Annotated in this window: 23 protein-coding genes; 3 read left to right on the top strand and 20 right to left on the bottom strand. The window is 41.2% G+C overall.

All coding sequences use genetic code 11. The features are described 5' to 3' along the window. Nucleotides 1–2: 2 nt before the first annotated feature. Entirely contained in the window at nucleotides 3–617 is a 615-nt protein-coding gene (locus DWY31_RS00870) for an HD domain-containing protein (RefSeq protein ID WP_118519296.1), read from the bottom strand. Between the two features lies 1 nt (nucleotide 618). After that, nucleotides 619–1476: a patatin-like phospholipase family protein gene (locus tag DWY31_RS00865; protein WP_118519295.1), complete on the bottom strand. Its 858-nt coding sequence runs from the start codon at nucleotides 1474–1476 to the stop codon at nucleotides 619–621. 477 nt (nucleotides 1477–1953) lie between these two features. Between DWY31_RS00865 and DWY31_RS00860 the strand changes: the two genes are divergently transcribed. Beyond that, the gene (locus tag DWY31_RS00860) at nucleotides 1954–3585 is read left to right on the top strand and encodes an ABC-F family ATP-binding cassette domain-containing protein (RefSeq protein WP_021859937.1); all 1632 of its coding nucleotides are present in this window, start codon (nucleotides 1954–1956) and stop codon (nucleotides 3583–3585) included. Between the two features lie 212 nt (nucleotides 3586–3797). Here DWY31_RS00860 and DWY31_RS00855 read toward each other — a convergent pair whose 3' ends face one another. From DWY31_RS00855 to DWY31_RS00840, 4 genes are all read right to left on the bottom strand, one after another. After that, complete coding sequence (locus DWY31_RS00855; protein ID WP_118519294.1) at nucleotides 3798–4388, bottom strand: hypothetical protein; 591 nt, start codon at nucleotides 4386–4388, stop codon at nucleotides 3798–3800. Between the two features lie 84 nt (nucleotides 4389–4472). Then, the gene (locus DWY31_RS00850; protein WP_021859939.1) at nucleotides 4473–4973 is read right to left on the bottom strand and encodes a hypothetical protein; all 501 of its coding nucleotides are present in this window, start codon (nucleotides 4971–4973) and stop codon (nucleotides 4473–4475) included. 12 nt (nucleotides 4974–4985) lie between these two features. Beyond that, entirely contained in the window at nucleotides 4986–5504 is a 519-nt protein-coding gene (locus DWY31_RS00845; protein WP_021859940.1) for a hypothetical protein, read from the bottom strand. Between the two features lie 350 nt (nucleotides 5505–5854). Beyond that, complete coding sequence (locus DWY31_RS00840) at nucleotides 5855–6484, bottom strand: histidine phosphatase family protein (protein ID WP_021859941.1); 630 nt, start codon at nucleotides 6482–6484, stop codon at nucleotides 5855–5857. A gap of 177 nt (nucleotides 6485–6661) precedes the next feature. On the opposite strand from DWY31_RS00840, the gene DWY31_RS00835 reads away from it, so the two are divergent. After that, nucleotides 6662–7141, top strand: coding sequence for an S-ribosylhomocysteine lyase (locus tag DWY31_RS00835; protein WP_021859942.1), 480 nt, complete (start codon nucleotides 6662–6664; stop codon nucleotides 7139–7141). A gap of 18 nt (nucleotides 7142–7159) precedes the next feature. On the opposite strand, the gene DWY31_RS00830 is transcribed toward DWY31_RS00835, so the two are convergent. The 11 genes from DWY31_RS00830 to DWY31_RS00780 all read right to left on the bottom strand — a co-directional run bounded on the left by DWY31_RS00830 (nucleotide 7160) and on the right by DWY31_RS00780 (nucleotide 16595). Next, complete coding sequence (locus DWY31_RS00830; protein ID WP_118519293.1) at nucleotides 7160–7696, bottom strand: cysteine hydrolase family protein; 537 nt, start codon at nucleotides 7694–7696, stop codon at nucleotides 7160–7162. Nucleotides 7697–7880: 184 nt separating this feature from the next. Then, entirely contained in the window at nucleotides 7881–8237 is a 357-nt protein-coding gene (gene rplT, locus DWY31_RS00825; protein ID WP_021859944.1) for a 50S ribosomal protein L20, read from the bottom strand. A gap of 33 nt (nucleotides 8238–8270) precedes the next feature. Next, complete coding sequence (rpmI, locus tag DWY31_RS00820) at nucleotides 8271–8468, bottom strand: 50S ribosomal protein L35 (RefSeq protein WP_021859945.1); 198 nt, start codon at nucleotides 8466–8468, stop codon at nucleotides 8271–8273. A 34-nt stretch (nucleotides 8469–8502) separates the two neighbouring features. Continuing rightward, nucleotides 8503–8997 carry a translation initiation factor IF-3 gene (infC, locus tag DWY31_RS00815; protein WP_021859946.1) on the bottom strand — a complete coding sequence of 165 codons (495 nt, stop codon included), beginning with the start codon at nucleotides 8995–8997 and terminating at the stop codon, nucleotides 8503–8505. Nucleotides 8998–9300: 303 nt separating this feature from the next. Then, the gene (locus tag DWY31_RS00810) at nucleotides 9301–11892 is read right to left on the bottom strand and encodes a heavy metal translocating P-type ATPase (protein ID WP_118519292.1); all 2592 of its coding nucleotides are present in this window, start codon (nucleotides 11890–11892) and stop codon (nucleotides 9301–9303) included. Nucleotides 11893–11911: 19 nt separating this feature from the next. Further along, nucleotides 11912–12211, bottom strand: a complete 300-nt coding sequence (locus tag DWY31_RS00805; RefSeq protein WP_021859948.1) for a metal-sensing transcriptional repressor — start codon at nucleotides 12209–12211, stop codon at nucleotides 11912–11914. Nucleotides 12212–12319: 108 nt separating this feature from the next. Next, entirely contained in the window at nucleotides 12320–12832 is a 513-nt protein-coding gene (locus DWY31_RS00800) for a GNAT family N-acetyltransferase (protein ID WP_118519291.1), read from the bottom strand. Nucleotides 12833–12914: 82 nt separating this feature from the next. Continuing rightward, nucleotides 12915–13655: a tRNA (N6-threonylcarbamoyladenosine(37)-N6)-methyltransferase TrmO gene (tsaA, locus tag DWY31_RS00795; protein ID WP_243060340.1), complete on the bottom strand. Its 741-nt coding sequence runs from the start codon at nucleotides 13653–13655 to the stop codon at nucleotides 12915–12917. After that, on the bottom strand, nucleotides 13622–15322 hold the full coding sequence (locus tag DWY31_RS00790) for an ABC-ATPase domain-containing protein (protein WP_118519289.1): 1701 nt from the start codon (nucleotides 15320–15322) through the stop codon (nucleotides 13622–13624). Before DWY31_RS00790 ends, tsaA begins: the two co-directional genes overlap by 34 nt. Nucleotides 15323–15324: 2 nt before the next feature. Next, on the bottom strand, nucleotides 15325–16038 hold the full coding sequence (locus tag DWY31_RS00785; protein ID WP_226976713.1) for a pentapeptide repeat-containing protein: 714 nt from the start codon (nucleotides 16036–16038) through the stop codon (nucleotides 15325–15327). 14 nt (nucleotides 16039–16052) lie between these two features. Continuing rightward, nucleotides 16053–16595, bottom strand: a complete 543-nt coding sequence (locus tag DWY31_RS00780; protein ID WP_021859953.1) for a prolyl-tRNA synthetase associated domain-containing protein — start codon at nucleotides 16593–16595, stop codon at nucleotides 16053–16055. Between the two features lie 224 nt (nucleotides 16596–16819). Here DWY31_RS00780 and DWY31_RS00775 point away from each other — a divergent pair, with 224 nt between their 5' ends. Further along, complete coding sequence (locus DWY31_RS00775) at nucleotides 16820–17398, top strand: Maf family protein (protein WP_118519427.1); 579 nt, start codon at nucleotides 16820–16822, stop codon at nucleotides 17396–17398. Here DWY31_RS00775 and DWY31_RS00770 read toward each other — a convergent pair. The 3 genes from DWY31_RS00770 to DWY31_RS00755 all read right to left on the bottom strand — a co-directional run bounded on the left by DWY31_RS00770 (nucleotide 17395) and on the right by DWY31_RS00755 (nucleotide 19460). Further along, nucleotides 17395–18636, bottom strand: a complete 1242-nt coding sequence (locus DWY31_RS00770; RefSeq protein ID WP_021859955.1) for an aspartate aminotransferase family protein — start codon at nucleotides 18634–18636, stop codon at nucleotides 17395–17397. The genes DWY31_RS00775 and DWY31_RS00770 overlap by 4 nt on opposite strands. A gap of 264 nt (nucleotides 18637–18900) precedes the next feature. Beyond that, a complete protein-coding gene (gene rpsU, locus DWY31_RS00760) occupies nucleotides 18901–19077 on the bottom strand; it encodes a 30S ribosomal protein S21 (RefSeq protein WP_004054229.1) in 177 nt (58 codons plus the stop codon). Between the two features lie 143 nt (nucleotides 19078–19220). After that, nucleotides 19221–19460, bottom strand: coding sequence for a hypothetical protein (locus DWY31_RS00755; protein WP_117537286.1), 240 nt, complete (start codon nucleotides 19458–19460; stop codon nucleotides 19221–19223).

Raw genomic sequence — 19460 nt, 5'->3', positions numbered from 1 at the left:
TTTTATAGAAACCCTTTTTTATCCTGTAGCCCCATCTGTTCATCCAGCGCTTCATCTACAGCAGCGTCAATCTTATCCAACGTATCCTGACGTATCAGTTCCCGCAGCCGTTCCAGATAAGGATGTGCTTTTGCCTGCTCCTGCCCATAAGTCAGCTGCAGATCATACTCCAGTGGCAGCCACGTATCAATCGACGCTTCATTATGCTGGATTATAGCTTCCATCTTATCCAAAGCATGCACAATCTTCGCTTCCATCGTCTCACTTGCTTCCAGTTCTTCAAGAAGCATAAGAAATTCTTTTCGTTTTTTATCCGGCAGCACTTCTGCAATCTGATAAATCGCATCCTTCTCTGTCATCCGGTCTTCTTCTTTCTTCTCAAATGCCGGAACATCTCCTGTCACTGCTTCTCCCATATCATGCAACAGACACATTTTCATAATGCGGTCACTGTCACACTCTGGAAATGCATCCTCCACAAGCCACGCAAACATTATCAGCCGAAACGTATGCTCAGCCACACTCTCCGGACGTCCGCTGCTCGTACAAGAATGGCGGAGATTACATTTTAATTTCTCCGCAATCGTCATAAATTCTAACAGACTTCTCTGATCCATTTTATTCCTCCAGATATTTCATCATTGCATCATACTGTTTTTCCATCAGCTTATAGCCATGATTATAGAAATTCATCAATGTATCATAGTCTTTCTCCAGACGGGAAACTGTCGGGATCAGTGGGCGAAGCACGAAAATCTTTCCTTCTTCTTCCAGTTTCTCTACATGCTCCATTGTCTGATTATATACATGATTTCTGCGGATCGCTGCTCGCACCAGATTTGGATATTTCTTATATGCTTTCCGGTAAATTCCTGCCATTCCTTTGGAAATTGGTTTCTTTCGGTAGCCAGGATTCCTTGTCAGTATCAGAACAATCTTCTTATTGCCAAGCTCCATCGCACGGCGTAGCGGAATGGAATCCGCAATTCCACCGTCCAGATACGGAACTTCGTCAATATTTACAATCGGAGATACGAGCGGCATACTGCTGGATGCACGGCAAATCTTCATCAGTCTGTCAAAATCATGATCTTCCGTCATGTATTCTGCTTTTCCTGTCTCACAGTTGACTGTCACGATTTCGCATGTCATATCTGATGCGAAATATGTCTCATAATCAAACGGGAAGATTTCCTTCGGATATTTGTCAAATACCATGTCCATATCCAGAATACTCTTCTCTTTGATAAACTCACGGAAGCCATAATAATAGCTATACTCTTTATCTTTATGAATCATACAGTCTCTTGTGCGTCCCGGCTGTTTCGACACATAATCCACCGCATTGCAGGAGCCTGCCGATACACCGATCACATGAGAAAAATACTGATCTTTCTTCATAAGATAATCCAGTGCTCCTGATGTAAATACACCTCTCGTAGCTCCGCCTTCTAATACAAGTGTTCCATTTATCATAAATTCCACGCTCCTTTTCTTTATATAGCTCGATTCTGTCACCTTCTATGCTCTATAGTATTTCTGATTACAGCCTGTCTTAATAGCAGACTTCTCTTGCCCTGCATATTCTATAACATTTCCAGTTGCGGTCTGTCTTAATATCATTACTTCTGTAAATCTGTATATTCTATAGCACTTCCAGTTGCAGTCTGTTTTAATATCATCCCTTCTGTAAACCAGTATATCTATAGCATTTCCAGTTACTATCCTGTCTCAATATCATCAACCTGTATGTTCTATGATATTTCGGTTACTGCTTATCATAACATGATTTTTCAGGAAACGTAACCCCTATGCGACAACAAACCCGAAAAACAACCTCTGCGTCCAGCTTAAATTTCCTTGCCATTTTCCATCAACTCTGATAAGATAGGCTTTGTATGCAATGAAATTAATAATAAGAAGATAATCAAAATAACAAGGAGAATGTAAAATATGATCAGCACGAGCAATATTACACTGCGTGTGGGTAAAAAAGCATTATTTGAAGATGTAAATATCAAATTTACAGAAGGCAACTGTTATGGTCTGATTGGTGCAAATGGAGCCGGTAAATCTACTTTTCTTAAGATTTTATCCGGACAGCTTGAACCAAGCAAGGGAGAAGTCATCATCACTCCGGGTGAGCGTCTTTCTTTCCTGCAGCAGGATCATTTCAAATACGATGAATTTCCGGTACTGGATACGGTCATGATGGGAAATGCTCGATTGTACGAAATCATGAAAGAAAAGGAAGCCATCTACGCGAAAGAAGATTTCACTGATGAAGATGGTATCAAGGCAAGTGAATTAGAAGCTGAATTTGCTTCCATGAACGGATGGGAAGCTGAGTCTGACGCTTCTACTTTATTAAATGGTCTTGGAATCGGGACAGAACTTCACTATGAGACAATGAAAAATCTTGCAGGTCCTGAGAAAGTCAAAGTGCTTCTCGCACAGGCATTATTCGGCAACCCGGATATCCTGCTCCTCGACGAGCCGACCAACCACCTAGACCTGGATGCGATCGCATGGCTGGAAGAATTTCTGATCGGATTCGACAATACAGTCATCGTTGTATCCCATGACCGTTATTTTCTGAATAAAGTCTGCACACAGATCGCAGATATCGACTATGGAAAAATCAAACTGTATGCCGGTAACTATGATTTCTGGTATGAATCCAGCCAGCTTCTGATCCGTCAGATGAAAGAAGCCAACAAGAAGAAGGAAGAGAAAATCAAAGAATTGCAGGAATTTATTTCCCGATTCAGCGCTAACGCTTCCAAATCCAAGCAGGCGACATCCAGAAAACGTGCACTGGAGAAAATCCAGCTTGACGATATCCAGCCGTCCAGCAGAAAATATCCTTACATTGATTTCCGTCCAAACCGCGAGATTGGTAATGAAGTTCTGTCTGTAGAAGGCTTAAGCAAGACCATCGACGGTGAAAAAGTTCTGGATAACATTTCCTTTACACTGAACCGTGATGACAAAGTTGCTTTCGTTGGCGGTAATGAGCTTGCCAAAACCACTTTGTTTGAAATTCTCGCCGGTAACATGGAACCGGATGAGGGAACTTATAAATGGGGAATCACTACCACACAGGCATATTTTCCATTAGACAGCGGAGAAGAATTTGACAACGATTATACGATTGTTGAATGGCTGACTCAGTATTCTGAAGAGAAAGATGCTACTTATGTACGTGGTTTTCTCGGACGCATGTTGTTCGCCGGTGATGACGGTGTGAAACGTGTAAAAGTATTATCCGGTGGTGAGAAGGTGCGCTGTCTGCTTTCCAAGATGATGATTTCCGGTGCAAATGTGCTGATGTTTGACGAGCCGACTAACCACTTGGATATGGAATCGATCACTGCACTGAATACAGGTATGACCAAGTTTTCTGGCGTTATCCTGTTCTCTTGCCGTGACCACCAGATTGTCCAGACAACTGCCAACCGTATCATGGAGATTGTTCCGGGCGGAAAGCTCATCGACAAGATTACTACTTACGATGAGTACCTTGAAAATGACGAGATGGCAAGAAAGAGACAGACTTACACTGTTCAGGAAGAAGACAACTAAACAGCTCCGTGAGGATCGCATTTTTGCGATCCTCTTTTGTTATGTCTTGTTAGCGTTTTCTTTTAACTTGTTAGAGATTCCTTTTAGTTTATATCAGCTTGTTTGAGATACGGCAAACATATCCCTTACAGTTCTATTGTTTATATAGGGATATCACATCTCATTAGCTTGTTGGGGATACGGCAACCCGCCAGTCTGTATCTAATTTACAATTATCTATCTGAAAATCTAAAATAGCGATCTGCTTCTAATTCTGTAGGAAACATCTGCGCACCTATTTGTTTTAATTTTTCTTTTATCTGCCTCTCACATTTTCCCGGCTTATGTACAGCATAATAAAAATAAAGTACTTCCTCTTTCTCAGGCATCTTCCTGTACAATTCCTCAATCATACATTCGTTGTTCTTCTGTAATTCTTCAACCACAGCACCTTTTCCCCAGAAATAAAAGTCTGTTGTACTGCAGATCCAGCCAATCAGTAGCTGTATTTTAGTTGCCATAGCATCCGTAGGAATCTGCCAGTGGCAGGTTCTATAGGCATTATTTTTAAAATTTGCTTCCGCATATTGAAGTATCTGGAAGAAATTATCTGCACCTTTATATGTTGTATGATAATCTTCTCTTTCCATGTAAATATCTTCCATCTCAAGCCATATGTTAGCAAGATTTGCCAGAAACTCTTCCGCAGGATCCATTGACACCCATTCTATATTTTGTAAAAGTCTTTCTCTGTCTTCTCTTGTTTCAGCCCGTTTTAAATATTCCCTGTCAAAAAACGGGCTGACTTTCATTTCTTTTTTCATTTCTTCCTCACTGAAAATCCAAACATAACTCTGGATTCCTTTCTTTTCTCTAATATCCCATCACGAATCTTTTTTTAATTTGCTCTAAATTCCAATCACGAACCCTGAATCCGTTCCGTTCTTTACTTTCTTCTTATAGGTGTCGCCCCATTTCGGTTCTCTGTATTTTACATTATAATTTGCTTTCCAGATACCATTCTCATTTACAATATCAGCATTCCAGGTAATCGCTGCACACTGCATTTCATCTGCTATATAATAACTCATCTCATATACTTGTTCCGGAACACCTTTTCCAAGAGCATCTTTGGGAATACTGACAAAATATTGATATTCCGTTGCATCTTTGTCCCAGTTAAGCAACTTAATTTTATCCGGACTTTTCTTCATCCATGTAGATTTAACCGGTTTTCCCGAATCTCTGGCAACTTCTACCTTTACAACATTTACATCCTTAATCTCTTTTCCATTATATGTAATATGAATCTTACATGTTGTAAAATGATTCCATCCAATTCCTGCATACATTACAATTGCCAGACATACGACAACTACTACACACTGTGAAATTCTACTTTTCTTCATCTTTTTTCCTCCTTACCAGCTTCCTCTGCACGCGATTCGCTCGATTGCAGCGACCATTACAGTAGTTACAACATTCGCAGCCGCAATCACACCGAGACTCTTCTTTTTATCATGAATTTCATCCTGCACAATTGCATAAACAATCGGACATTCTATGATCAGCGTCAGGAACAGGTATGCACTGTTAATGGTATAAAAATCCATCGATTCAAATGTCTGTTTTATCGTTTCATATACTCCATCTTGATAATAAGTGGCAAAATACGGCACCATAAAAGATACGAGATTTGATATACAGACAGCGATCAGCACTCTTTTTTTATTCTGAATATGTAAAATATTTTTAATCATCAAATATTCGATCACAATTGTCAGCACAGCTACAAATGGCAATAGCTGATATGGTGCCGTCGTTGTAAACCATATCCAGGAAGAATCAGCATAGACAACTTTCGGAATACAAAGCACCAGTAAAACAATAAGCAGTATGCTCTCTTTTGTTCTTGCAAAAATTTTATCTGATTTTTTCATAGGATTTTCCCTCCTTTTTCTCATTATAACAAATCAGGGCTTCAATTTATGACATATTTTCTGAAAATTCCTTTAAGATTCCCTTAATTTTTCTCTTTAATCATTTGAATATTTCTTCAAAAACTCTTCCAGATGCGTATTTATTGCGATTTTATTAATACAAACTGTAATAAAAAAGAGAGAACCCTAATCGTCCTCTCCTACTCCTTTTTCAAGTATATTATGTTGATTATATTGCTTATAATATTAGTCAGCAATGCTATTCCCAGAATCAAGTTTAATCCTTCTGTTACTGCCATATAGCATAGACATGCGAATGTCACCCATGATGTTATTATTATACTCTTCATCTACCAATTCTTCACCTCTTCTTTGTAAAATGTCCGGTTCTCATAAATAATCCGGGCAACGCCATCCTGCACTTCTACTTTTGTTACTGCACAGTTTTTATGTACACCAATATCCCAGTATGCTTCCAGCGACTGATTCTTAATATTATTCATAAGCCCTGCAAGTGCTACACCATGGGTGGTAAGCAGTACACATTTACACGCATATTCCGGTGCATGTATCAGCCAGTCCAGAAATGCGCCGGTACGTTTTTTCACTGCCAGAAAATCTTCGCCGCCCTGTGCAGGCTTGAAACCAACCGGATCATTAAAAAATGCTCTGAAAGATTCCGGAAGATCCCATCCTTCTTCTGCGCAGCATTTTCCTTCGTACTCTGCGAATCCCATCTCTATGATCCGTTTATCTTCTATGATCGGCACATCTTTCCCCGCAAGGATAAGCTCAGCCGTCTCTTTCGCTCTTTTTAACGGGCTTGTAAAACATACATCAAATGGTATGTCCTGAAGCGCTTCTCCTGTTTCCACTGCCAGTTGTCTGCCAAAATCATCTAAAGCGACATCCGCCTGTCCCTGCAGCCTACGCTCTTTATTCCATTCTGTCTCTCCGTGTCTCACCAAATATAATTCCATCCTCTAAAACTCCTTATATATCTCATGTCCACTGCACTTGACAGCGACATCTTCTCACTCATGTGCTGTTGCACATGTCTGTATCCTGTCAAAAGCAACAGTCTTAAAATATTTGCTACTCTTCCATAAAAATGCTATACTCTTACAGAATCATTGAAACAGGAGGATATTCACATTATGGAAAAAGTAACAAGTTTTACAATTAATCATCTGAAATTAAAACCGGGTATCTATGTATCGCGTATCGATCATGTAAACGGTAACCCACTCACAACTTTTGATCTTCGCATGACAACACCGAACAAAGAACCAGTTATGAACACAGCGGAAGTTCACACGATCGAGCATCTCGGTGCGACATTTCTTCGCAATCATCCAACTTACAAAGATCTGACTATTTATTTCGGACCAATGGGATGCCGTACCGGATTCTATCTGATCCTTGCCGGAGAGCTTACTTCTAAGGAAATCGTTCCACTCATCTGCGAAATGTTCCGGTTTATCGCAGATTTTAACGATGAAGTTCCTGGTGCGTCGGCAAGAGACTGCGGCAATTATCTGGATATGAACCTTCCGATGGCAAATTACCTCGCAAAGAAATATCTGACAGAAGTTCTGGATCACATTACCGATGATCGTCTCGTTTATCCGGAATAATTCTTACAGATAATTCTTCTAGCATTTGATCTGGCACATCCGCATAGCTGCCAGTGCTGTCTCATGACTGTCTGTTGTCACTCCGGCACAACAGTCTTTGTCAACATATACCGGCACTTCCGGCAATGCGGCTTTGCTGATCATTGCATTTGAAATCACACAGATATCTGTGCAAAGTCCGACAAGCGTAATCGATGTAATCCCATCCATGCCATTTCCACGCAGCTCTTCATCTTTTTTCTTTAACAGTTCTCCCAGCTCCATGCTTCCAAATGTCGGCTTATCGATCACAATGTCATTTTCTCTGCGAAGCGCCTCTAACTGCGGGCAAATCTCCCAGCCTTTTGTACCACGGATACAATGTGCTACCGGAAGATTCCTGCCTTCCTGTGTATCCAGATAATTCTCTTCATGGGTGTCTCTCGTATAAATAATTTCACCGTCAAAATCTTTAATTTTTTTTGCAACATCCGATACAATCGCTTTTGCTTCTTTCGTTCCAAGTGCGCCGTCAATAAAGTCATTCTGCATATCCACAATAATTAATATATCCATGATCTGCCTCCTTAATGTTTCCCATACAAATTATCAGAAACGCCTTCCGCCTTATTCTGATATTGTGGGCGGTTATCAAATACATCATGCTCGCATGAATGTATTTTCCTCATCGCATTTACAAAAAGCAGTTACCGGAATTTCCAATAACTGCTTTGTATATTCTATCTATATTCTGCTAAAATTAAGCAAGTTTTGCTTTTGCAGCTTCTGCAAGTGCTGTAAATCCTTCAGCGTCATTAACAGCCATCTCTGCAAGCATCTTTCTATTGATGTCGATGTTTGCAAGTTTCAGACCGTGCATCAGTTTGCTGTAAGAAAGACCATTCATTCTTGCTGCAGCGTTGATACGAGCGATCCATAACTGACGCATCTGACGTTTGCGCTGTTTTCTTCCTGCGTATGCAGATGTAAGAGCTCTCATAACAGACTGTTTTGCTACTCTATACTGTTTAGAACGTGCTCCTCTGTATCCTTTTGCTAATTTTAAAGTTCTATTGTGTCTTTTTTTAGCGTTTAATCCGCCTTTGATTCTTGCCATGTCTTATCTCCTCCTTCTATTCTCTACACTATCTTACAGATATGGTAATACTTTCTTCATGTTCTTTACATTAGTTGCATCTGTAATGATTGATTTTCTAAGATTTCTTTTTCTCTTTGTAGATTTCTTAGTTAAGATATGGCTCTTGTAAGCTTTATTTCTTTTTAATTTTCCTGTACCTGTTTTTTTGAAGCGCTTTGCAGCTGCTCTATTTGTTTTAATTTTTGGCATTGTAATATTCCTCCTTAGATTTATAAATGTATTTTTAACGTTTTTCAGTTAAAACCATGCTCATACTTCTGCCTTCCTGCTTTGCCGGTTTCTCGATCACAGCAACATCAGCAAGTGCCTGCGCAAAATCATCCAGAATGTGTTTACTCTGTTGCATATGCGCCATCTCACGGCCACGGAAACGTAAAGTGACTTTTACTTTATTTCCTTTACCGATGAACTTCTTTGCATTGTTCATCTTCGTATTCAGGTCATTCGTATCAATATTCGGTGAAAGACGTACTTCCTTAACCTCTACAGTTTTTTGCTTCTTCTTTGCTTCTTTTTCTTTTCTCGCCAGCTCATACTTATACTTACCGTAGTCGATGATCTTACATACCGGCGGCTGTGCCTTCGGAGCAATCTTTACAAGATCAAGATCTGCCTCTCTCGCAAGTTTCATGGCATCTTTGGATGACATGATACCAAGCTGTTCTCCACTTTCGCTTATCACACGAACTTCCTTATCTCTAATCTGTCCGTTAATCATTAAATCGCTAATGTTCCTGCACCCCCATTATAAAATAAAAAGTGAATAGTTTTCAGACTATCCACTTTCCTGTCACAATAAAATCAAATCTATCTAAAAATGATTCATGTTCAATATCAACCAATAGTCACCCGATTGTGCTATGGTGAGAGTGGATACTCTTCTTTGTTGTTTCACACAAAAGATAATTTACCATAAATTCATATTACTGTCAACTGTTAACTTGAATTTTCTTATCATTTTTCTTATCTTCTGTTCCTCTTCCACATTATAAGCTTCTTTTTTCTCAAATGCAATTGTTAATTAGCCGACTGAGACTACTTTGTAATCTTTGTCTTCTACTGCTTTTGTAAGTACATCATCTGCAACTTCGTGGCTCATCTTTACAACTGCTGTTCCTGCTTCGTGGCTGACAATTGCCTCTTCTACGCCGTCTAATGCTTCCAGCGCTTTTTTTACTGCTGCCTCACAGTGTCCACACATCATTCCTTCAATCTTCATTGTTTTCTCCATTGTTGTTTTCTCCATTGTTGTTTCCTCCTTTTTCTTTTCATTATTTTTAATTGTTGATCCTTCATCTGCTATTTCTACAGTTCCGGTTTTTGCAGCTTTTTTTAATTTTTTATCTTTGCTTGCATCCAACATGTTAAACCAGTTCAGACGCAATGCATTGCTCACAACACAGAAACTTGAAAGACTCATCGCTGCTGCGCCGAACATTGGATTTAATTTCCACCCAAAGATCGGATACCACAGTCCTGCTGCCAGCGGGATTCCGATCACATTGTAGAAAAATGCCCAGAACAGATTCTCATGGATATTCCGAAGTGTTGCGCGACTTAAACGAATCGCCGCCGGAACATTACTTAAGCGGCTCTTCATCAATACAACATCCGCTGCATCAATGGCAATATCTGTACCTGCACCTATGGCAATACCAATATCTGCTCTTGTCAGTGCCGGTGCGTCATTGATACCATCGCCGACCATCGCTGTCTTGCCCTGCTTCTTTAAATCACGGATTACTGCTTCTTTTCCGTCCGGAAGCACACCTGCGATTACTTCATCTACGCCTGCCTGCTTTCCGATTGCTTTCGCTGTCCGCTCATTATCACCGGTCAGCATGACAACATGGATACCCATATTCTGTAGTTCACGGATCGCACGCGGACTGTCCTCTTTCATAACATCCGCTACGGCAATGATTCCCATTAATTTGTCTTCTCTTGCGAAGAACAAAGGCGTCTTCCCATCTTCGGCAAGCTCCTGCGCCTGTTCTTTCATTTCCTCACTTATTTCAACCAGACCGCTGATATACCGGTAACTGCCTCCAACCAGTTTCTGTCCGTTTAACATACCGGAGAGACCATTTCCAGCTGCGATCTGGAAATCTTCCACTTCTGCAAGATCATCAAGACCTTCTGTGCCAAGACTTTCTACAGCCGATGTGATTGCTCTCGCCAGTGGATGTTCACTCTTTCGCTCCAGCACATACGCTGTGAAGAGCAATTCTTCCTCACTGACATTATCTTCCGCAACAAGATCCGTTACTTTCGGTTCTCCCTTTGTAATTGTTCCTGTCTTATCTAATGCGACAATCTCTGTCTTTCCTGTCTCTTCCAGGGAAACGGCTGTCTTAAACATTATTCCATGCTTTGCACCCATTCCGTTACCAACCATGATCGCAACAGGTGTTGCCAGTCCAAGCGCACACGGACAGCTGATTACAAGAACTGCAATTCCTCTTGCCAGTGCAAAACCAATCGTCTGTCCGGCGATCAGCCAGATCAGAGTTGTTACAGTCGCAATCCCGATAACTGCCGGCACAAATACGCCGGATACCCGGTCTGCGACTTTGGCGATCGGCGCCTTTGTAGCCGCTGCGTCACTGACCATCTGAATAATCTGTGATAAGGTCGTATCTTCTCCGACTCTTGTCGCTTCACATTTTAAAAATCCGGACTGGTTCATGGTAGCTGCCGACACACTGTCTCCAACTGTTTTGTCCACCGGAATACTCTCTCCGGTAAGTGCCGCTTCATCCACTGCACTGCTTCCTTCTATAACCGTCCCATCTACCGGAATATTCTCACCCGGTCTTACAACAAAGATATCACCAATCTTCACCTGATCAATTGTTACTTCTGCCTCTTTTCCCTGACAAAGAATGACTGCCTTCTTCGGCGCAAGCTTCATAAGTCCTTTCAGCGCATCGGTTGTTTTACCTTTCGATCTTGCTTCAAGCATCTTGCCGACTGTAATAAGCGTCAGGATCATTGCCGCTGACTCAAAATAAAATTCATGCATATAGGATATAACAAGTTCTGCATTGCCCTTCATCTTCGCATCTGTCATCGCAAATAATGCATACGTACTATATACAAATGATGCGCCGGATCCAAGTGCAACCAGCGTGTCCATATTCGGTGCACGATGAATCAATCCTTTGAAGCCGCTGATAAAGAACTTCTGATTGATCACCATGATCACGATTGTAAATAACATCTGGATAAGTCCCATCGCTACATGATTGCCGCTAAGGAACCCCGGCAGTGGCCAGTTCCACATCATATGGCCCATAGATAAATACAACAGTGGCACAAGAAAGCAAAATGACGCAATCAGTCTCTTCTTAAGAACCGGTGTTATCTTATCCTTCAGGAAATCTTCATCCCGGACTTCTTTTAATTTCTCCGTTCCTTTCATAGAAGCTCCGTATCCTGCCTTTTCTACCGCCTCTATAATCTGCTCTGGTGTAGCTGTTCCATCAACTCCCATTGAGTTTGTCAAAAGACTTACAGAACAGGATGTCACTCCGTCTACTTTCAACACAGCCTTTTCTACACGGGTACTGCAGGCTGCACAGCTCATACCCGTAACGTTATACTGTTCCATTCTGATCATCCTTTTCTTACTATTTCATCAGTTTTTGAAGTGTAGCTACCAGTTCATCCACTGTCTCTTCTTTTCCTTTGCGGATATCTTCTGCTACACAGGTTCGGATATGGTTTGCAAGCAACACTTTGTTGAAACTATTAAGTGCTGCATTCACAGCTGAGACCTGTACAAGAATATCGGTACAGTAAACATCGTTCTCAACCATCTTTTTGATTCCCCTTACCTGCCCTTCAATACGGTTCAGTCTGTGGATCAAATCTTTGTATTCTTTTTCCGAACGTTCTTTCGTTTTGTGACAGCATGTTTTTTCTTCCATATTCTTCACCTCTTTCCGGTCTATATTATATACCCCGCATAGGTATATTTCAACCATTGTTTTTCATTCTTACTGAATCTTTTTTTCGATACGGATGTCAGAATTTTTTTATAATATCTTTTCGAAACCTATGCGGAGTGCACCTTTCTCCGGTCCACCTGCCAGATGGATCTCTCCGCATCTTTCAAATCCGGCTTTTCCAAGTGCTCTCTGCATCGGAATATTCCCCGGGTGGGTATCAATACGCACACTTGAAAATCCAAGTGTTTCTGCCATACGGAACCCATGCGCAAACATCTTTCCTGCCACTCCTTTTCCTTTTGCTTCCTCTGCTACACATACGCGGTGCATTGCTGCATACGGTCCCGCACTAATCCACTCGCCTTCTATTTCATAATAAGATATGTCCGGTGTTGTCTGAAATGCAAAGATTCCAAGAATGATTCCATCTTCTTCTGCCACGTAAGTACATTGGTTCTTAATATCATTCTCCCAGATTTCTCTCGATGGATATCCTTTCTGCCACTGATCCAGTCCAAGATTTTTAAGTCCAGCCTTTGCCTGTGCGGTAATCTCACACATACGTTCCAGATCTTTCTCTCTTGCAATTCTAAATTCCATTTTGTTTCTCCATTTCTTATTTATTTTTCTTTGCTTTTCATTTTTTATTCTTTGAAATAATATTTGCCGCTATTATTTGCAATCATTGCATTTCATTTCTATCCTCTTCAATTTCACATACTTCAGCAACACCATCCACTACCCGGAAACGCACTTCCATTCCTGCAAAGCTCATTCCATATACCCTCTCCGGGTTTTCCTGATACGCCGGTCTTGGATCTTCTGCAAGTATTTCCTTTAAAGCGGGAATCTTTTCACGTTTTTCTTCAGATAGTGACTCTTCAATTTCAGGAGGGATTGATACTCCCAGACCGTATTCTTTTACTCGTCCTGCAAATCCAGCTTCTGCTTCCGGATACGCATCGATATGTGGTAAATATGGTTTCACATCATAAATTGGTGTCCCGTTCATCAGATCTGCTCCGCTTACGATTAGCACCGGTCCATCCTCATGTTCCCAGTCAATGGTTGTCAGTTTTACACAGGATAACCCCATTCCATTTGGACGAAATGGGGATCTAGTTGCAAATACACCGACTCTCTGATTTCCTCCAAGCCTTGGCGGGCGGACAGTCGGACGCCAGTTTGTACCCTCTGCCTCTGAAAAATCCCAGATCAGCCACAGATGTGAATACTCTTCCAGTCCACGGAACGCTTCCGGCTTGCGGTATTCCGGCAGGAAATGAATCTCTGCCTGTGTATTTACAAGGCCACTCTGCCTTGGGATTCCGAATTTTTCCGGGAAATCCCCTTCTATATATGCAATTGGCCGAATACTCTTTTCTTTCATCATAACTGAAGCCCCCGGTAACGGTTCAGACATGCGCAGAGTTCCTCTTTTCGCGGAAGTGCCAGATTGCCTGGAAGCTCACGCTCTCCGAGAACATCCTTTAACCCCTGTCTTTCTATATCTCTGTATAAGGATTCAACCAGTTCACAAATGGAAGTCTTCCCATTCATCCGATGTGTTTCCAGTTCTCTCATAAGATATCCCAAGCAGGTAAGCTGTTCTTCATCTGCCACTTGTTCTACATAACGCAGATCAATTGTTTCTGATCCCAGCATAATACCATCTTTTCCCAGTGTTTTTAATTTGATTCTTCCTCTGTGTTCCAGTCCTGTATTTTTCTTTGGACATCTTTTCATGATCGGTTTCTGAATTTCTTTTTCTAAAAACTGAAGTCCCTGATATCCGGCTGTTGCCTCTTTTGCTCTGGACGTGATCTCACGTGGCTGGTAGCGATCCATCTGCACGATCACATCTGCCACCTGAAAATAAGCCCCGGAACTTCCTGCTACAAGTACTGTTGAGATACCAAATTTCTTATAAAAATACTGCATCCGTTCTATAAATGGTGTGATTGGTTCCATATCTTTGTGAATCACTTTCTGCATCAGCTCGTCTCTCACCATAAAATTTGTTGCACTGGTATCTTCATCAATTAAAAATGTACTCGCTCCGGCTTCCATCGCTTCAATCACATTTGCCGCCTGCGACGTACTGCCGCTGGCATCTTCCGTATCAAAACTGACGGTATCTTTCTGATTTGGTAGATCACTTATAAACATAGAAATATCTGTATGTTTAATACTTCTTCCATCTTCTGCCCGAATCTTCACAGCATCCGGATCTGTGATCACATATTCTCTTCCGTCTCCGGCTATATGAGGATAAATCCCCATCTCCAGTGCTTTCAGAAGCGTAGATTTTCCATGATAGCCTCCGCCGACGATCAACGTAATCCCGCGCCTGATTCCCATTCCGCTTATCTCACCATAATACGGAAGCTTTAAAGTCACTCTCACAGATTCCGGTGATACAAACGGTACTGCATCTTTCATCGGCTTTTGGGATACACCTGACATTCTCGGCAGTACAGAGCCATCTGCCACAAAAGCCACCAGACCATATTCCTTAAGCTGTCTGCGGATTGCTTCCTGATCCTCCGAAAGTTCCATAACATTTTCAAGTTTTCTTATATCCAAATTTTTATAATAAAGTGTCTCCTGCACGCAAGACGGCAGATATTGAAAAAAAATCTTCTCCAGTTCTCTCGCATTTACCGTTCTTCCATTTGCCGGAAAGCCCACTTCAAACCGTAGAATAACGGTTCCGTCTTCCCTTATATCTGCGGCTGTCCGCTCCAGTACTTCCTGTCCGCAGTTTGTCACACGGATCAGACCACTTTTACCGGAACCTTTTGCCTGAAACGAATATTTTCTGATCCCGGATGCAAATATACGGATAAGCGCATCTTCAAGCGCCATCTTCTTCCACTGTTTATCATACAGTCTTTCTGGCAATCCTGCTGTTTTCTCCTCAACTTCTATATGTACTCTGGACGGTGCTGCAAACGGATCACCCTGCACATGGTCAATTCCAAGCACATATCCTGAAAACCGGTAACTGCCTTTCAGATTTTTGTATGCCGGATAGCTCTTACGATCGATCTGTCTTAATAAATTTCTTAATTCTTCTGCTGTTTTCATCTCTAATATGCCTCTGCTTCTTCTCTTGTCATCCAGAAATGGATACCGGTTGTGGAATCCATCCACCGGTCTTCGTTAAAATCTTTTACTTCCACCCACTCACCTCTTTTATATTCAAAGTTTTCATCTACGAGAGACCATGCCTCATCATAATTTTTTTTGAAATCGAAACTCTTGATCGTCAGGACCTTGGCTTTGTTGCACCGGCAGGACGGCAATGTTGCTGACGTGCGAAGTGCATCTGCCGGAATCAGAAGCTGTACCATCCGGTCATTAATGCATTTCTTATATCCTAAAAATGCTCCCGTCTCCGGGCAGCGCAGACGGAACCACTGTGTCGCTTCGTCCGACTGTATATTTGTAAGATCTGCATTTTCCAGCACAGCCCCATAGAGGTTTGCGCCTTTTATATTGCAGTCACTCATATCGCAGAACCGGAAAGATGCGGTCCTCATATTTGCATTTTCAAAATTTGCACCGTGCATGGAGCATCCGTCAAACAGCGCATTCTCCACACTGCTGTAGTGGAAATCTACATTATTTAACATCACGCCATCAAAGGAACACAGTGTAAAATCCGTATTACTTAAATCCGTTCCGCTTAAATCTCCTTTTTCCAGCTGTACTTCACGAAATACAAGCCGTTCTCCCGGTTTCCTGTTTTCAAGCTTCTCTTTCAGGTCGGATAATTTCAATTCCTGCATCCTGTCATTCATATACTCACATCCTTTTACAAATCAACAATTTTAGCTCTATGATGAATATGCGGCAAAAATTTCTTCAACAGATCTTCTGTCTTAATCTTCAGATGCGTCGTATTGATTCCTGTATTGCATACAAAATACTCGCCCTCAGCCACCTCTTTATCAAGAATAAGCTGTACATAATCATCTTCATCATTCAAAAGTCCGACAACACTTGCAGATCCCGGTTTTGTTCCTAGATGCTCCCACATATGCTCCGGTGAAGCAAATGACATATGTGATACGCCTAGTTTTTTACTGAATGAGGACGCGTCAAAGTCTTTCTCCTCCGGCATTACAAGAAGGAAAAATGTAGTCTTCTTCCGGTTACACAAAAACACATCTTTCCGCACCGGTGCGCCAAGAACTTTACCGATATCCCTACACTCTTCCATGGAAGATGCCGGATCGTTATCGACTCTTTCAAATGGGATTCCAAGCTTGTCAAATACTTTATATACTTTCTGCTCCAGCGGCACACGCTCGCTGACATTTTCCGGTACTGTTGTTACAATTTCACTGATATACATTTCTATGTTCCTCCTGTCTGTTTCCTATCTTGCTATTATAACACAACACGCTTTTCTTCCAATATGGTCTTTCTATTTTTCTTATAATATAATAGCATTTTTCATTCGGTTTTTCAGAAAATACAAACAGTACTGTAATTAACTATAGAAAAAATATTGATTTTTACTTTCTTAGGGAAAACTGATATAATATGAAAGAATTTTCAAAGAAAGGAATTTTATTTATGAAATATATTTTAGCCTCTGCTTCTCCACGTAGAAAAGAACTGCTCAGAAAAACCGGCATTTCATTCGAAATCATGCCATCTTCCAAAGAAGAAGTCATTACCGAGGAATTACCGGCTGATGTTGTTACTGAACTGGCTTATCAGAAAGCCGCAGATATTTTTAATCTTTACCACAAAATTCATGACGAAGATTTTACTGTCATTGGAGCAGATACTGTTGTTTCTTATAAAGATGAAATACTTGGCAAACCTGCCGATGAACAGGAAGCATTGGATATGCTTTCTATGCTCGCCGACCGTACCCACCAGGTCTACACAGGTGTTTCACTTCTAATCTGGAAAAATGGCAGAAAAATAATACGAACTTTTTATGAAAAAACAGAAGTTACATTCTACCCGATTATGAGAGAAGACCTGCTGTCTTATATCGCCACCGGCGATCCAATGGATAAAGCGGGTGCCTACGGCATCCAGGGGGATTTTGCTATCCATGTAAAATCTATCAATGGCGATTATAATAATGTAGTAGGTCTTCCAATCGGTCATCTGTATCAGGAATTGAAACTTGCATTTTAGCCTGCAAGTTTCAGCTCTTCGTATTTTTCTGCTGCGTCTGCAATGGCAGCTTTCATAATGATCATCAGTTCATCAATCTGTTTCTTTGTAACAATAAGCGGCGGGATCATACGGTTAACGCTGTCTCCGATCGCTGTGATCAGTGCCATGCGGTCCAGGCAGCCATGTTTTACTTCCAGTGCGATCGGTATATCATACTCACATCCAACAAGAAGTCCACGTCCTCTTGCTTCTTTTACATGTGGAAGTTTTGCAAGCTGTTCTTTCATATATTCTCCCATTTCTTTTGCATTTCCACTCAGATCGTTATCCAGGATTTCACTGACTGCTGCATATGCTGATGCGCAAGCAAGTGCGTGTCCGCCATAAGTAGATCCGTGTGTTCCTGCTGTAAATGCTTTTGCAACTTTTTTTGTTGCGCAGCATGCTCCGATCGGCATTCCGCCACCCATTGCTTTTGCCATGGACACTGCATCCGGTTTTACGCCATATCCCATGTATGCCATCGGCGCTCCGGTACGTCCCCATCCGGTCTGTACTTCATCAAACAGAAGTAACATATCGTTATCATCACATAATTTGCGGAGTCCTTCGATAAATTCCTGTGTTGCAGGATGTACACCACCCTCGCCCTGTACAGGTTCGATCATGATCGCGATTGTATTTTTTGTAACTTTGGATGCAAAATCTTCCAGATTGTTATATTCTGCATAAGAAAATCCTGGAAGCATCGGTTTGAACCCCATCTGAATCGCATTGTCTGTCTGACCGGTTGCAGACATTGCTCCGTAAGTTCTTCCGTGGAAACCATTTTTCGCTGTGATGATATGATATCTTTCCGGTCCGAAATTATCTGTTCCATATTTTCTCGCCATCTTGATCATACATTCATTTGCTTCTGTTCCGGAGTTTTGATAAAATATCTTATCCATTCCGATCGTATCACAGATTTTCTTTGCAAGTAATGCCTGCGGGATTGTATATGGATAGTTAAATGTATGTACAATGTCACCTAACTGGTCTTTGATTGCAGCTTCTACTTTTGCATTTCTATTACCTGCACTGTTTACAGCAACACCGCCGTAGAAATCAAGGTATGCATTTCCCTCTTCGTCATATATATACATTCCTTCAGCACGTTCTGCGATAAAATCATATCTTTCGTAAGTTTCTACCATGTATTTGTTGACAATTGCTTTCAGTTCCTTTGCTGATAAACCTGTATCTTTTAATCTCATTGTCTCATTCCTCCTAATAATAAATTTATCTTCCGCTTCGCGCAGGTGCGCATCCTGCGAAGCATTTTTATATATCTTTCAAGATATATTTTTGTTACACAGAAAATAGAATTTTCTGTGTACAGCGTTAAAACACGCTTCGCGAGTTTTATCCGCTGATTAACGGTCGTCAAATGCTGCCATGCAAGCATGTCGCATTTTCCTCGTCGTTATAACAAAAAAGGACACTGTATCATCTGATACAGCATCCTTGCTTTGCACATATTAGTTATATTTGCGCTTTCTTGCAGCTTCTGATTTTTTCTTACGTCTTACGCTTGGTTTTTCGTAATGCTCTCTCTTACGAATCTCCTGCTGAATACCAGCCTTTGCGCAGTTTCTTTTAAATCTGCGTAAAGCGCTATCTAACGTTTCGTTTTCTTTAACGATTACATTTGACATAGTCTCACACCTAACCTCCCCTCCAGTCCTATATTGTGCATCATACGACTGATCGGGTATTTTTATTGCACTACATAAGATTATAGCACATATTTTCTTTACGTCAATGTTTTTCTTTAACTTTGGGAAAACTTTCCAATTTTTTATGCCATCTGGTGCTGTTTCATCATCATTGTTACTACACTGTAATACAAACTGAATGCAATCACTGCACACACACCGGTTGTCACAATATATTGTGGTATCCGACTTATGAACAGCGCAGTAAATGATGTTCCGTACAGCATACTCAAAGCATACGTTGAGACAAAAAGCACTGTAACCAGATTACTTACTGCTGTTGCAACAACAAAACGCATACAGCTTTTTTTCTCCCATCCCAT

The organism is Dorea sp. AF24-7LB (assembly GCF_003478575.1).
Lineage (GTDB): Bacteria > Bacillota > Clostridia > Lachnospirales > Lachnospiraceae > Dorea_D > Dorea_D hominis.
Note: the sequence above shows the minus strand (reverse complement) of the source record. Positions and strands in the feature narration are given on the sequence as shown.

What these genes read in the sequence shown, in the direction of transcription:
- DWY31_RS00785 (WP_226976713.1), bottom strand. Translation starts at nt 16,038, where the DNA reads ATGAATGACAGGATGCAGGAATTGAAATTATCCGACCTGAAAGAGAAG.
- DWY31_RS00850 (WP_021859939.1), bottom strand. Translation starts at nt 4,973, where the DNA reads ATGAAGAAAAGTAGAATTTCACAGTGTGTAGTAGTTGTCGTATGTCTG.
- DWY31_RS00780 (WP_021859953.1), bottom strand. Translation starts at nt 16,595, where the DNA reads ATGTATATCAGTGAAATTGTAACAACAGTACCGGAAAATGTCAGCGAG.
- DWY31_RS00835 (WP_021859942.1), top strand. Translation starts at nt 6,662, where the DNA reads ATGGAAAAAGTAACAAGTTTTACAATTAATCATCTGAAATTAAAACCG.
- rpmI (WP_021859945.1), bottom strand. Translation starts at nt 8,468, where the DNA reads ATGCCAAAAATTAAAACAAATAGAGCAGCTGCAAAGCGCTTCAAAAAA.
- DWY31_RS00830 (WP_118519293.1), bottom strand. Translation starts at nt 7,696, where the DNA reads ATGGATATATTAATTATTGTGGATATGCAGAATGACTTTATTGACGGC.
- rplT (WP_021859944.1), bottom strand. Translation starts at nt 8,237, where the DNA reads ATGGCAAGAATCAAAGGCGGATTAAACGCTAAAAAAAGACACAATAGA.
- DWY31_RS00805 (WP_021859948.1), bottom strand. Translation starts at nt 12,211, where the DNA reads ATGGAAGAAAAAACATGCTGTCACAAAACGAAAGAACGTTCGGAAAAA.
- DWY31_RS00855 (WP_118519294.1), bottom strand. Translation starts at nt 4,388, where the DNA reads ATGAAAAAAGAAATGAAAGTCAGCCCGTTTTTTGACAGGGAATATTTA.
- DWY31_RS00810 (WP_118519292.1), bottom strand. Translation starts at nt 11,892, where the DNA reads ATGGAACAGTATAACGTTACGGGTATGAGCTGTGCAGCCTGCAGTACC.
- DWY31_RS00755 (WP_117537286.1), bottom strand. Translation starts at nt 19,460, where the DNA reads ATGGGATGGGAGAAAAAAAGCTGTATGCGTTTTGTTGTTGCAACAGCA.
- DWY31_RS00860 (WP_021859937.1), top strand. Translation starts at nt 1,954, where the DNA reads ATGATCAGCACGAGCAATATTACACTGCGTGTGGGTAAAAAAGCATTA.
- DWY31_RS00800 (WP_118519291.1), bottom strand. Translation starts at nt 12,832, where the DNA reads ATGGAATTTAGAATTGCAAGAGAGAAAGATCTGGAACGTATGTGTGAG.
- infC (WP_021859946.1), bottom strand. Translation starts at nt 8,997, where the DNA reads ATGATTAACGGACAGATTAGAGATAAGGAAGTTCGTGTGATAAGCGAA.
- DWY31_RS00870 (WP_118519296.1), bottom strand. Translation starts at nt 617, where the DNA reads ATGGATCAGAGAAGTCTGTTAGAATTTATGACGATTGCGGAGAAATTA.
- DWY31_RS00865 (WP_118519295.1), bottom strand. Translation starts at nt 1,476, where the DNA reads ATGATAAATGGAACACTTGTATTAGAAGGCGGAGCTACGAGAGGTGTA.
- DWY31_RS00775 (WP_118519427.1), top strand. Translation starts at nt 16,820, where the DNA reads ATGAAATATATTTTAGCCTCTGCTTCTCCACGTAGAAAAGAACTGCTC.
- DWY31_RS00790 (WP_118519289.1), bottom strand. Translation starts at nt 15,322, where the DNA reads ATGAAAACAGCAGAAGAATTAAGAAATTTATTAAGACAGATCGATCGT.
- tsaA (WP_243060340.1), bottom strand. Translation starts at nt 13,655, where the DNA reads ATGTCTGAACCGTTACCGGGGGCTTCAGTTATGATGAAAGAAAAGAGT.
- DWY31_RS00840 (WP_021859941.1), bottom strand. Translation starts at nt 6,484, where the DNA reads ATGGAATTATATTTGGTGAGACACGGAGAGACAGAATGGAATAAAGAG.
- DWY31_RS00845 (WP_021859940.1), bottom strand. Translation starts at nt 5,504, where the DNA reads ATGAAAAAATCAGATAAAATTTTTGCAAGAACAAAAGAGAGCATACTG.
- rpsU (WP_004054229.1), bottom strand. Translation starts at nt 19,077, where the DNA reads ATGTCAAATGTAATCGTTAAAGAAAACGAAACGTTAGATAGCGCTTTA.
- DWY31_RS00770 (WP_021859955.1), bottom strand. Translation starts at nt 18,636, where the DNA reads ATGAGATTAAAAGATACAGGTTTATCAGCAAAGGAACTGAAAGCAATT.